This is a genomic window from Streptomyces sp. RP5T (genome assembly GCF_003933965.1).
Classification (GTDB): domain Bacteria; phylum Actinomycetota; class Actinomycetes; order Streptomycetales; family Streptomycetaceae; genus Streptomyces.
Genome location: NZ_RSAJ01000002.1, coordinates 41,626 through 53,864 on the forward strand (window position 1 = coordinate 41,626; position 12,239 = coordinate 53,864).

The following is a 12,239-nucleotide window of genomic DNA, read 5'->3' on the forward strand; positions in this document are numbered from 1 at the left end:
CGTGTCCGTGGAGATCCTGGCGTTCGGTGTGCAGGCCGACGAGAAGCCCCTGGTCGAGAGCGCCTTCGCCGGGCACCACGACGTCCGCTGCCTGGACGTCTTCCTCAACGAGGACACCGCCCCGATCGCGACCGGCTGCGAGACCGTCTCCACCAGCGTCAACGCCGAGCTGGGCGCCCGCGTCCTGGAGACCCTCGCGGCGGGCGGCACCCGGATGATCGCCCAGCGCTCCACCGGCTACAACAACATCGACCTCAAGGCGGCCGAGCGTCTCGGCATGACGGTCGCCCGGGTGTCGTACTACTCGCCGTACTCGGTCGCCGAGTTCGCCTGGACCCTCGCCATGGCGGTCAACCGCCGGGTCGTGCGCGCCTCCACGCGCACGCGTGACTTCGACTTCCGCCTCGACGGGCTGATGGGCCGCGACATGCACGGCCGTACCGCCGGCGTCCTCGGCACCGGCAAGATCGGCGAGGCCTTCGCCCGGATCGCCCACGGCTTCGGCATGCGGCTGCTGGGCTGGGACGTCGCCGAGAACCCCGCGTGCCGCGAACTCGGCATGACGTACGTCCCGAAGGAGCAGCTCCTCGCCGAGTCCGACCTGATCACCCTGCACGTCCCGCTGATGCCGCAGACCACACACCTCGTCGACGCCGACGCCCTGAAGACGATGAAGGACGACGCGATCCTGGTGAACACCAGCCGCGGCGGTCTCATCGACACCGCGGCCCTCGTCACCGAACTGCGCGCCGGCCGCTTCGCGGGCGTCGGCCTCGACGTCTACGAGGCGGAGGCGGGCCTGTTCTACGTCGACCGGTCCCTGGAGGCCATCGAGGACGACACCCTGGCCCGCCTGGTCACCTTCCCGAACGTCCTGGTCACCTCCCACCAGGCCTACTACACCGAGGACGCCGTCGGCCAGATCATCGACGCCACGGTGCGCAACGTCCTCGACTACGAGGCGGGCCGCCGCTCCGAGAACGTGCTGGTGCCCCGCAGCTGAGCCACCAGCTCCCGCACGACGGCGGCGCCGTTCAGCGTGAGGACCGACTCGGGGTGGAACTGCACCCCGGCGAAGCCGGGACCGCGCAGGGCGTGCACCTCGTGCGTGTCGCTCCGGCTCACCTGGATGCCGTGCGCGGCCAGCTCCCGGGCCTCCTCGTCGTCGCAGCGCGCCACGAAGCTGTTGTAGAAGCCGACGGTCTCCGGCCGCCCGAACAGGTCGACGGTCGTCTGCGCCCCCTGGTACGGCACCTCCTTGCGGACGATCCCCAGCCCCAGCTCGGCCGCGATCAGCTCGTGTCCGAGGCAGACGCCGAGCACACCGTGCCGGTGGGTGCGGACGACGTCGGCGGTCAGGGCGCGCAGGAACCGCATCTTGGGGTCGTCGAGATCGGAGGGGTCGCCGGGCCCCGGGCCGAGCACGAGCGGTCCCTCGTGCGCGAGCACGGCGTCCGTGAGGCCGGGTTCGTCGTAGCGCCGCACGGTCACGTCCAGCCCGCCCGAGCGCAGCACATGGGCGAGCATCGAGGTGAAGGTGTCCTCGCCGTCGACCACGAGAGCGTGCCCTTCCAGCTTGCCCGACCGCTCCTGCATCCGCAGCCAGAAGGGGGCGAGGTTCGTGCGCCGCCCGTCGAGCGCGGCACGCACGCGTGGGTCGTCGGCAAGACTCACGCGCGCGTGCTCCGCACGGGGCCGGGACGGACGTGCACCGAGGGCGGCCAGCACCCCCGCCGCCTTCGCGTGGGTCTCCGCGACCTCGCCCGCCGGGTCCGAGCCGCGCACCAGGGTCGCGCCGACCGGGACCCGCAGCCGTCCCCCGGCGGAGATGTCCGCCGTGCGGATGAGGATGGGGGAGTCCAGGGTCTGCGCCCCGCCGGAGTCCCGGCCGAGCAGCGCCAGCGCGCCCGCGTAGTAGCCGCGCCCGCCGACCTCGTGCCGCTCGATGACCCGGCAGGCGTTCTGCACGGGCGAGCCGGTGACGGTGGCCGCGAACATGGTCTCCTTCAGGACCTCCCGCACGTCCAGCGAGGACTTCCCGCGCAGCTCGTACTCGGTGTGCGCGAGGTGGGCCATCTCCTTGAGCCGGGGCCCGATGACGACCCCGCCCATGTCGCCGACGGTGCACATCATCTTGAGCTCCTCGTCGACGACCATCGACAGCTCCTCGATCTCCTTGCCGTCGGCGAGGAAGCCGAGCAGATGCTCCGGGGTGGGGCCCTCGGCGGGATAGCGGTACGTCCCGCTGATCGGGTTCATGACGACGGTGCCGCCGGACATCCGGACGTGCACCTCGGGGCTCGCGCCGACCAGGGTGCGCTCGCCGGTGTGCACGACGAAGGTCCAGTACGCGCCCCGCTCGCCCACCAGCAGCCGCCGGAACAGCGCGAGGGCGTCCGCGCGGGAGAAGCCCGGGATCTCGCCCTCGTAGGTCCGCCGGATCACGAAGTTGGCGCCCTCGCCGCGCCCGATCTCCTCGTGCAGCACGCGTCCGACGATCTCGGCGTACTCCTCGTCGGGGACGTCGAAGCCGCCGTTCACGACCCGGACCTCGTGCGAGGGGAGTTCCGCGAGGGCCTCGGCCAGGGGGAGCGTGCGGGTCCGTTCGGGGAGCAGCACGCTGAGCGGCGTCCCGTCGTCCCGTACGTCGAAGCCGCGCTCGCGGATCTGACGGAAGGGGACGAGCGCCAGGCCCTCGTCGGGGAGGTCGGCGAGGCGGTCGTAGGTGCGGACGGGACCGAGGAGCAGCTCCACGGTGTCCTCGTCACGGCCGGGGGTGCGGCGGCGGAGCAGGGCGAACGGGCGGTCGTCCGCCAGCAGCTGGGTCAGGTTCATGGTTCCTCGATGTCGACAGCTCGGTATCGGTGAGGAACGGCCCCGGAAACGCCGAAGGCCGCCCCTCGGGCGGCCTTCGCGAAGTCTTGCGTACGCGCAGTCAGTGGGCCGCCGGATGAGCGGTCCACCACCAGTTCTGGGTCGAGTGCGCGAACATGGGCCGCACACTACCCCATGTCCGAGGAGTGTTTCCGGTGTCTCACTTGATGGGCACGGCGCTGGAGCCATGACACGACCCCGTAATGTTGAGGCCGTGACCGTGAACGCTAAGACCAGCGCGAGCGCTGGCAACACCTGGCGAGACCTGCCCGCGGCGCAGCAGCCCGAGTACCCCGACACCGAGGCTCTGCGCGCAGTGATCGCGGACCTCGAGTCGTATCCGCCGCTCGTCTTCGCGGGCGAGTGCGACCAGCTGCGCGCCCGGTTGGCGGCCGTCGCCAAGGGAGAGGCGTTCCTCCTCCAGGGCGGCGACTGCGCCGAGGCCTTCGACGCCGTGTCCGCGGACCACATCCGCAACAAGCTCAAGACCCTGCTCCAGATGGGCGCCGTGCTGACGTACGCCGCCTCGGTGCCGGTCGTGAAGGTCGGCCGCATCGCCGGCCAGTACTCCAAGCCGCGCTCCAAGGGCACCGAGACCCGCGACGGGGTGACGCTGCCGACCTACCGCGGCGACTCCGTCAACGGCTTCGAGTTCAACGAGACGGCCCGGATCCCGGACCCCGAGCGCCTGAAGCGGATGTACAACGCCTCCGCCTCCACGCTCAACCTGGTGCGCGCCTTCACCACCGGCGGCTACGCCGACCTGCGCCAGGTGCATGCCTGGAACCAGGACTTCGTGAAGTCGTCCCCCTCCGGCCAGCGCTACGAGCAGCTCGCCCGGGAGATCGACCAGGCGCTGAACTTCATGCGGGCCTGCGGGACCGACCCGGAGGAGTTCAAGACCGTCGAGTTCTACTCCTCGCACGAGGCGCTGCTGCTCGACTACGAGTCGGCGCTCACCCGCGTGGACTCGCGCACCGGACGGCTGTACGACGTCTCCGCGCACATGGTGTGGATCGGTGAGCGCACCCGGCAGCTGGACCACGCGCACATCGAGTTCGCCTCGCAGATCCGCAACCCGATCGGCATCAAGCTCGGTCCTACGACCACGGCCGAGGAGGCGCTGCAGTACATCGAGCGCCTGGACCCCGACCGTGAGCCCGGCCGGCTGACCTTCATCGTTCGCATGGGCGCCGACAAGGTGCGCGACAAGCTGCCCGAGCTGGTCGAGAAGGTCACCGCCTCCGGCGCGACCGTCGCCTGGATCACCGACCCGATGCACGGCAACACCTACGAGGCGGCCTCCGGCCACAAGACCCGCCGCTTCGACGACGTGCTCGACGAGGTCAAGGGCTTCTTCGAGGTCCACAAGGGCCTCGGCACCCATCCGGGTGGCATCCACGTCGAGCTCACCGGTGACGACGTCACCGAGTGCGTGGGCGGCGGCGACGAGATCTTCGTCGACGACCTGCACCAGCGCTACGAGACGGCCTGCGACCCGCGGCTCAACCGCAGCCAGTCCCTCGACCTGGCGTTCCTCGTCGCCGAGATGTACCGCGACCAGTAGGAACACGCTTGGGGCGCGGATCACATACGATCCGCGCCCCTCTGCTCTTTTGCGGGTTCCCCAGGCCGGGTAAGGTTAGGTTTGCCTCACCGATCAGTCGGGACGGCACGACCGATCAGTCCCGTCGGGAGGTGGAACCGCGTGTACGTGTGCAGTTGCTTCGGCGTCACCGAGCAGCAGGTGAAGAAGCACGTGGAGGGCGGCGCCTGCACCCCCCGCCAGATCGCGTCCGCCTGCAAGGCGGGGACGGACTGCGGATCGTGCGTACGGCGCATCCAGGCGATCCTCGGCCGTGGCGCGTGCCCCCGCCGTGACCTCGTCGAACAGGGCGGATCCGTCCTGTCGGACCTGGACGAGGCGGCCTAGGACGGGCCCTAGCTCTCCGGCTGCTCGATCAACTGCGCGATGTAGAGCGCCTCGCCGAGCTTGTCCAGAAGCTCCAGCTGCGTGTCCAGGTAGTCGATGTGGTGCTCCTCGTCCGCGAGGATCGACTCGAAGATGTTGGCCGAGGTGATGTCGCCCTTGGCTCGCATCACCTCGATACCGCGCTTGAGGCGGTCGATGGCCTCGACCTCGACCTGCCGGTCGGCCTCGAACATCTCCTTGACGGTCTGGCCCACCCGCACGTGGAACAGCCGCTGGTAGTTCGGCAGCCCTTCCAGGAAGAGGATGCGGTCGGTGAGCACCTCGGCGTGCTTCATCTCGTCGAACGACTCGTGCCGCGTGTACTTCGCGAGCTTCGTCCAGCCGAAGTTCTCCTGCATCTTCGCGTGCAGGAAGTACTGGTTGATCGCGGTGAGCTCGCCCGTGAGCTGCTCGTTGAGGAATTCGATGACCTCAGGGTCGCCCTGCATCGCAGAGGCTCCTTCCAACCGGGGGAACTGGCAGGCTGCGCCGCATCCTCGCACCGGGGAAGAAGATCGTCCAGTAAGTCTCCACTTAGTAAGTAAGGGCATGCTTAGTCCACTTTGTGGTGCATTGCGGGGAGCCTGGTCAGGTGCATCCCCTCGGGTCTGTCAGGATGGAAGACATGGGTCAGCCGGTGGAGCGGGAGAGTGGGGATACGGCGCACTCCGAGCTTCCGCCGGGGCAGCGACTGCAGCGCGGCTGGCCCGTCACGCACTACGGGCCGGTGCCCAAGTTCCGGCCCGAGCGCTGGGAGTTCCGGGTCTTCGGCGCCACCGCGGACGACGAGAAGCACTGCTGGAACCACGAGGAGTTCACGGCGCTGCCGTACACCACCGTCGTGGGTGACCTGCACTGTGTGACGAAGTTCAGCATGCTCGGCGCCGAGTGGGGCGGCATTCCCGCCCGCACCATCCTGGAGATCGCCCCGCCCGCGCCGGCGGTCACCCATGTGATGGTCTGGGCCGAGTACGGCTTCAGCTCCAACCTCCGGCTCGCCGACTTCGCGTCCGAGCGCACGATCTTCGCCACCCACAAGGACGGGGAGCTGCTGACCGCGGAGCACGGCTTCCCGCTGCGCCTGGTCGTCCCTCATCTGTACGCCTGGAAGGGGCCCAAATGGGTCCGCGGCGTGGAGTACATGACCGCCGACCGGCGCGGGTTCTGGGAGGAACGCGGCTACCACAACGTCGGCGACCCCTGGAAGGAGCAGCGCTACTCCTACCAGGAGGAGCCGGGGGACGGGCCGGACCTCTGAGTCTCAGTGGGCGTGGTGGTGCTGGTGGACCACGGCGTGTCCCTTGCCGCGGCCGATCATCCACTTGTTGACCGGCACCGTGACGACGAACGCGATGGCCAGCGAGATCGCCAGTGAGGCCCAGAAGAGCAGGTCGGCGAGTTCCGCGTCCATGGCGTCCGGCCACAGGGCGATCACGCCGTTGTCGATCAGCTCCATCACGGCGATGGACAGGGTGTCGGCGGCCAGGGCCACCCGGAGCGCCGCCCGGAACCCCATGCCGGCCTTCAGGACCCCGCGCAGCGTGAGCGAGTAGCCGAAGAAGAAGGCCAGGACGATCGCCAGCACGGTGGTGGGCACATTGCCCCAGCCCAGCGCGGTCCCGACGACCATGCCGAGCACCTCACCGATGGCGCAGCCGGTGAGGCAGTGGAGGGTGGCCTGGGCGGCGGTGGACCAGGTGGCACCCGGCGGCGTGGCGTGGGTGTGCTCGGTGTGCTCGGTGTGTGTGGAGTGCTCGTTGACCATGGCTGATCCCCGGTGTCCGGTGGCGAATCCTTCGACAGGGCTCAACTGTATACCCCCCTGGGGTATTCCTGTGAAGGTTCGTGCCGCGTTCCGGTAACGGACAGCACATACCGTGCCCAGAGCGCTACGCTGAGGTCCCTCGAGGGGCGAACGGGGTTCCGCTTGCGGTCCGGTTCGGGGGAGCGCTACACGGGGGACGACGGTGGGGCTGTTCGGAGAGCGGCATACCTTTTTCGGGGGTCTCGGTCCGGCGGACCGAGAGGCGTTGTCGGGGCTCGGCACCCGGCACGAGTACCCACCGCACGACACCCTCCTCGCGGAGGGCGACCGCACCACGTTCGCGGTCGTCCTGCTCGGCGGCTGGTGCACGGTGTGGACACCGACCGAGCGCGGCGGCCGGCTCATCCTGGCCCTGCGGCGGGCCGGTGAGGTCGTGGGCGACATGGCGGCACTCGACGGCCGGCCCCGCAGCGCCTCGGTCAGCGCCCTCGGCCCGGTGACCGGTCTGGTCGTACCCGGCGAGCGGTTCCGGCGTTTCCTGGCCTCCCGGCCGCACGCCAACGCGCTGATGACGATGCAGCTCACCGAGCGGCTGCGCAGCGCGGACCACGAGCGCCGGGCCCTCGCCTCCATGACGGTGTTGCAGAGGCTCGCGGAACGCCTGGTGGAACTCGCCGACCACACCGGCCGGCTGGAGGACGAGGCCCTGACCATACGGCTCCCCCTCGCGCAGCACGAACTGGCCGCCTCCGTGGGCTCCACCCGCGAGGCCGTCGCCAAGGCCCTGCGCCTCTTACGCGAACAGGGCCTGGTCCGCACCGGACCCGGCACCCTCGCCGTGGCCGACCTGGATCCCCTCCGCCTGCTCGCCGCCGGACAGCCCCCTGGCACACAGACCTAACAGCACCGGGTGCCGCGCTGTGTAAACGGCTACAGCGGTGACCGGCCGGCTCCGCGACCATCCGAGGAGCCGGTGGTTCGACGGGACTGCAGGGAGGAGAGAACGATGGAGGGGGAAGCCGCGTACGGCTTCATCGTCAACGTGGACGCGCAGGGCTCGGGCCTGTTGTCCGACACCGAGAAACCCGAGATGCGGCGCAGACTCTACGAGGTCACGAACGCCGCCTTCGAACAGGCCCGGATCCGCGCTCCCCGGCTCTACCAGGAGGACCGCGGCGACGGGATCCTCAGCGTCCTGGCGCCCGACGTGCCGCCCCGGCGGGTGGTGGGGGAGTGGCTGGAGTACCTCCACCAGAACCTCCGTCAGATCAACCGGGACCTCAACAAGCCCCTGCGGCTGCGTGCGGGGCTCCACATCGGGCCCGTCACGGCCGACGCGCACGGCCGCTCCGGACGGGCCGTCGATCTGGCCTGCCGACTCGGTGACTGCGACACCGCCAAGGCGATCCTCAAGGCCGCCGAGGGCTCACCCCTGGTGGTGGCCGCCTCCGAGCGGCTGTACGAGGAGGTCGTGCTCGCGGGCGGGCGCTGGGTGGAGCCGGAGCGCTACCGACGTCACGAGGTGGAGCTGAAGGAGGGCCGCAGGGCCGCCTGGTTCACCGTGCCGGGGCTGTCCCAGCCACCCGACCCGGCGGCCGAGGCGAAGGACCTCCCGCCCGAGCCGCCGCAGCCCCAGGGCACCGGGGACAGTTTCGTCCAGAACAACCACAACCACGGCAGCGGTCAGTTCATCGCGAACGGCAACGTCGACACGTTGCACATCAACCAGCACGGCGGTGACCGGTGAACGCACAGAGTCCTCAGCCGCCTCAGGGCAACCCGAAACCCCAGCAGCAACCGCCGCAGCAGAGAGCCGAGCCGGACAAGGCCGCCGGCTCCGACCAGGGGAACGGCCCGGAACAGCCCCAGTCCGACGTCATCGGGGGCGCCGCGGCCGACCCGCTCGGCGAGGAGGCGCTGCCCGGGGCCGCGGCCGCCGCCTCCCGGATCTACCGCTCCACCGTGTCCTCGCACGGCTCCGGCACCCTCATCAGCTCGGGGTCCGTGCAGACCATGAACTTCTACGGCGGACAGACGGCCGAGCGGCTGCTCGCCGGCCCCCTCCCCGAGGACGAACTGCGCAGGCTGCGCCGGGTCTTCCAGGAACCCGAGGACTACGACACCTACCGCGGGCAACTGCGCGGCGGACAGCTCCTGGTCCTGCTGGGCCGTCCCGGTACCGGTCGCTTCTACACCGCGCTGTCCCTGCTGGACGACCTGACCCGCGGCCAGGTCTCGCGGCTCGACCCGCGCACCGACCTGGACAAGCTGGACGACGGCCAGATCGACGAGGGCCACGGCTACGTGCTGGAACCCGGCACCACCGGACTGCCCGACGAGACCGGCCTGGACCGGCTGTGCGAACTGCTGCGCAAGAAGCAGGCGTACGCGGTGCTGCTGGCCACCCCCGAACCCGGGGACATGCTCTCCCGCAGCGGTCGCTACCACCGCGTCCACACCCCGGCCGCCCAGACCGCCGTACTCGAAGGTCACCTCGCCGACGAACTCGACGAGGCGGGCCCCGAGGCGTACGAGCGGGCCCGGGCCATGGCCCTCGATCCCGAGGTGGTGGAGGCGTGCGGCCTGAACGACCTGCTGCCCGCCGAGGCCGCCCACTTCGCGACCCTGCTGGCCCGCAACACCCGCGGCGAGCTCACCCACGACGAACTGCTCGCCGCATGCCGGAGGTTCGCCGAGAGCCAGGCCGCCGAGTGGTTCGCCGGAGGTGTCCGCTCCGAGACCCCCGAGCGGTTACGGGACGCGGCCTACCGGATCGCCGTCGCCGTCCTGGACGGGGCCTCGCTCAGCGCCGTAGCCGAGGCCGCCGAGGTGCTCGCCTGGGAACTGGCCGTCACCGTCGATCCGGAGGCGACCCCCGGCCGCCCGCTGTTCAGCGACGGCGTCGACGCCCGGCTGGTCTCCGCCCGCGCGGTCGCCGAACTCGGCACGGAGGAGGTCGGTACCGAGGAGGTCCCGGTCCGCACCGTGCGCTTCGCGGGTGACGCCCTCGCTCCGGCCGTCCTCGGCCATCTCTGGCAGCACCGGCACAACGCGCGCGGGCCCGTGCTGCGTTGGCTGTCCGGACTGTGCGAGGACGACCGGCCCCAGGTCTGGGTGCGGGCCGCCGTCGCGGCCGGACAGCTGTGCCGCCTCGACCTGTCGCACACCGTGCACGAACTGGTCCAGCCCATGGCACAGGCCAAGCAGGCCCGGCGCCGGCTCTTCGCCGCGACCGTGCTCGACGTGGCCCTGCGCTCCCCGGACGTCGGCAGCGCGATCCGCGCCCTGGTCGCCTCCTGGGCCCGGCACGGCGACGAGCAGCTGCGCTGGACGGCGGGCGCCGTGCTCGGCAGGGGGCGGGCCACGGTCACCCCGCGCGAGACGCTGGACCTGCTCGGCGGGATCGGCGTCTGGGACGAGGGCCGACTGCGGGCCGACGCGGCCGTCCAGGTGGCCCACTTCGCGGGCGCCCACCCCGACGGCCGGACGCCGAGCCGGATCCGGGCCTGGCTCTCCGACGAACGCCGGCCCCAGCAGGACCTCGGTCTGCAGAGCACGATCTTCCTGGCCTCCGTCACCGTGGTCGATCTCTGGAACCAGCACGGCGATCTGGAGGGCCACGGCGACTGGCCGCTGATGCTCGCCCTCGCCGCCGTACGGCCCGCGCAGGCCGTGGAACTCGCCGGGCTCCTGTGGACGGCCCTGCAGACGCCACGCTCCTACGAGGCAGCCGTCGACGCCCTGTCCGGCTGGCTGCGCGACTCGGCCGGCCGGCCCTGGGCCGAGTGGCTGGAGCGGTTCCTGCCGCTGCTCGTGCACAGCCAGGACGACCGGGACCGGCTGCTGGCACTGATCACGGAACTGACCGAAGACCCCGACCAACCACTAGACGAACAGCAGGTCCGCCGCCTGTGGGGGGCGGTCCAGGGAGCGGGTACACCATGACGCACAACCAGTGGGGTCAGCAGTGGCCGCGCCAGGACGAGGAATTCGTCCTGCCGCACGACCTCAGAGGCCCCTTCGTACGCGAGTTCGCCCCACAGGCGGCCTACCGGCACCGCAACAGCCAGGTGGCCTCGGTGCTCTACTACAAGAACGGCGGCTACAGCATCCTCACCGTGCGCGGCGCGGAGCACTTCAACAAGCCGCTGATGGCCAAGCCCACCTCGGTGTGCTGGATCGCCCGCGGTCAGCACCAGGTCTCCTTCCAGCTCGAACTGCCCACCTACGGCGACCGGTCACGTTTCAAGGCGGGCGCCGACGTCAACTGGGAGGTGCGCGACTTCTACCTGGCCGCCGAGAAGCGGGTCGTCGACGTGGAGCGCATGCTCCGGCCGCCGCTGGAGGCCCGGTTGCGGGGGGTCAGCCGCCGCTACAGCCTGGACTCGGCGCAGCAGGTCGACGAGGCGATACAGGACGAGCTGGCCAGCGGCCGGTGGAACGACTTCGGAGCCGACCTCGGGCTGGTCACCCAGGTCTTCATCCGCATCGACCTCGGCCAGGCCGCCGCCGACCACCAGGCCCAGATGGTCGCGGTGGAGACGGGCAGCAAGGTCCAGGAGGCCATGGACATCGCCCACAAGGCGCGGATCGCCGCCAACCTCGACGACGCGCAGAAGCTGATCAGCGCGGGCGAGACCGTCCAGTACGCCACGATGCTGGCCCAGGACCCGAGCCGGGCGCACGAGATCCTCGGCGTGCTCCAGCAGCAGGCCCGCGAGCAGCGCCGGGGCGCCCTGGACTACCTGACCAACCTGATCAACCAGGGCGTGGTCCAGCGTCACCAGATCGACGACCAGGTCCAGGCCCTCATCGACTACAGCCGTACGGTCGCCGGCGGGGTCTTCCCCAACGGGCTTCCGCAGGCCCCGACCTCGCTGCTGATACCGCCGATGCCGCCCGCACCACCGCTGCCCCCGGCCGACGCACCGCCGGCCCCTCCCGTGCCGCCGACCGACTCCGTACCCGGAGAGGGCACGGGCATGGAGTACGAACCGGGCTCCGGGGCCCGCGAGTGACTCCGGAAGAACCGGATGCAGCGCACTACGTCGCCGAGCGGCTGCTGCTGACCGTGCGCGAGGACCTGGGCAGGGCGGACGTGAAGGCGTCCATCCTGCTCTCGGGGGCCGTGGCGGTACCGGCGCTGGCGCTCGGCAGAGGGATACCGGCCGGGGCCACCGGGGTCTCCCTGGCGCTCCTCGCGGCCGGCGGGGCGCTCTGGGCGGCCGGCACACTCCTGCTTCTCGCGGTGGTGCTGCCCCGCACCGGTACGGTCCGCTCGGTTCCGGGTCCGACGTACTACGCCGACGCGCTCCGTGGCACGGACCTGGAGACATTGCGCCGTGCCGCCGCGGAGGCCGGCGCCGACCGGGTGAGCTGGCTGCTGACCCAGTTCCAGGACGTCAGCGTCATCCTCTCGGCCAAGTACCGCTGGCTGCGTCGGTCGATGGCGCTGCTCGGGGCGGGGCTGCTGCTGGCGTTCCTGTCGCTCGCGATGAGCTGAAGCGGTCGTCCCGGCTCCCTCCACCGGCCCCGGCCGCCCCGGGTGGTGCTCAGCCGTCCCGGAGTTTCTTCAGTCGCTCCACGTCCGCCGCGTGGCCCTCCTTGCCGCCGGGGGTCTCGATGATC

13 protein-coding genes are annotated in these 12,239 nt (G+C 70.9%); 9 read left to right on the forward strand and 4 right to left on the reverse strand.

The window, feature by feature from the left end; translation table 11 throughout:
• Positions 1-7 precede the first annotated feature (7 nt).
• On the forward strand, positions 8-1,003 hold the full coding sequence (locus EHS43_RS00435) for a 2-hydroxyacid dehydrogenase (RefSeq protein ID WP_125188341.1): 996 nt from the start codon (positions 8-10) through the stop codon (positions 1,001-1,003).
• On the opposite strand, the gene EHS43_RS00440 is transcribed toward EHS43_RS00435, so the two are convergent.
• Complete coding sequence (locus EHS43_RS00440) at positions 955-2,835, reverse strand: anthranilate synthase family protein (RefSeq protein WP_125188323.1); 1,881 nt, start codon at positions 2,833-2,835, stop codon at positions 955-957. The genes EHS43_RS00435 and EHS43_RS00440 overlap by 49 nt on opposite strands.
• 100 nt (positions 2,836-2,935) lie before the next feature.
• A complete protein-coding gene (locus tag EHS43_RS48885; RefSeq protein ID WP_071528813.1) occupies positions 2,936-2,992 on the reverse strand; it encodes a trp operon leader peptide in 57 nt (18 codons plus the stop codon).
• Between the two features lie 96 nt (positions 2,993-3,088).
• On the opposite strand from EHS43_RS48885, the gene EHS43_RS00450 reads away from it, so the two are divergent.
• Entirely contained in the window at positions 3,089-4,441 is a 1,353-nt protein-coding gene (locus EHS43_RS00450; protein WP_125188325.1) for a class II 3-deoxy-7-phosphoheptulonate synthase, read from the forward strand.
• 141 nt (positions 4,442-4,582) lie between these two features.
• Positions 4,583-4,807 carry a bacterioferritin-associated ferredoxin gene (locus tag EHS43_RS00455; RefSeq protein ID WP_185806065.1) on the forward strand — a complete coding sequence of 75 codons (225 nt, stop codon included), beginning with the start codon at positions 4,583-4,585 and terminating at the stop codon, positions 4,805-4,807.
• Positions 4,808-4,815: 8 nt separating this feature from the next.
• Here EHS43_RS00455 and bfr read toward each other — a convergent pair whose 3' ends face one another.
• Complete coding sequence (gene bfr, locus EHS43_RS00460) at positions 4,816-5,295, reverse strand: bacterioferritin (RefSeq protein WP_123988624.1); 480 nt, start codon at positions 5,293-5,295, stop codon at positions 4,816-4,818.
• A 176-nt stretch (positions 5,296-5,471) separates the two neighbouring features.
• Between bfr and EHS43_RS00465 the strand changes: the two genes are divergently transcribed.
• Positions 5,472-6,104 (forward strand): sulfite oxidase-like oxidoreductase, encoded by a 633-nt coding sequence (locus EHS43_RS00465; protein ID WP_125188327.1) that lies wholly within the window; start codon positions 5,472-5,474, stop codon positions 6,102-6,104.
• 3 nt (positions 6,105-6,107) lie between these two features.
• Here EHS43_RS00465 and EHS43_RS00470 read toward each other — a convergent pair whose 3' ends face one another.
• The gene (locus tag EHS43_RS00470; protein ID WP_125188329.1) at positions 6,108-6,611 is read right to left on the reverse strand and encodes a DUF4396 domain-containing protein; all 504 of its coding nucleotides are present in this window, start codon (positions 6,609-6,611) and stop codon (positions 6,108-6,110) included.
• 265 nt (positions 6,612-6,876) lie between these two features.
• Between EHS43_RS00470 and EHS43_RS00475 the strand changes: the two genes are divergently transcribed.
• The 5 genes from EHS43_RS00475 (at position 6,877) to EHS43_RS00495 (ending at position 12,114) form a co-directional block, all read left to right on the forward strand.
• Complete coding sequence (locus EHS43_RS00475; protein ID WP_125188331.1) at positions 6,877-7,512, forward strand: Crp/Fnr family transcriptional regulator; 636 nt, start codon at positions 6,877-6,879, stop codon at positions 7,510-7,512.
• Between the two features lie 105 nt (positions 7,513-7,617).
• The gene (locus EHS43_RS00480; protein ID WP_125188333.1) at positions 7,618-8,358 is read left to right on the forward strand and encodes a hypothetical protein; all 741 of its coding nucleotides are present in this window, start codon (positions 7,618-7,620) and stop codon (positions 8,356-8,358) included.
• Entirely contained in the window at positions 8,355-10,556 is a 2,202-nt protein-coding gene (locus EHS43_RS00485) for a hypothetical protein (protein ID WP_125188335.1), read from the forward strand. Before EHS43_RS00480 ends, EHS43_RS00485 begins: the two co-directional genes overlap by 4 nt.
• On the forward strand, positions 10,553-11,629 hold the full coding sequence (locus EHS43_RS00490) for a hypothetical protein (RefSeq protein WP_125188337.1): 1,077 nt from the start codon (positions 10,553-10,555) through the stop codon (positions 11,627-11,629). The genes EHS43_RS00485 and EHS43_RS00490 overlap by 4 nt, the downstream gene beginning before the upstream one ends.
• Positions 11,626-12,114, forward strand: a complete 489-nt coding sequence (locus EHS43_RS00495) for a Pycsar system effector family protein (protein ID WP_125188339.1) — start codon at positions 11,626-11,628, stop codon at positions 12,112-12,114. Before EHS43_RS00490 ends, EHS43_RS00495 begins: the two co-directional genes overlap by 4 nt.
• Positions 12,115-12,239: the final 125 nt, after the last annotated feature.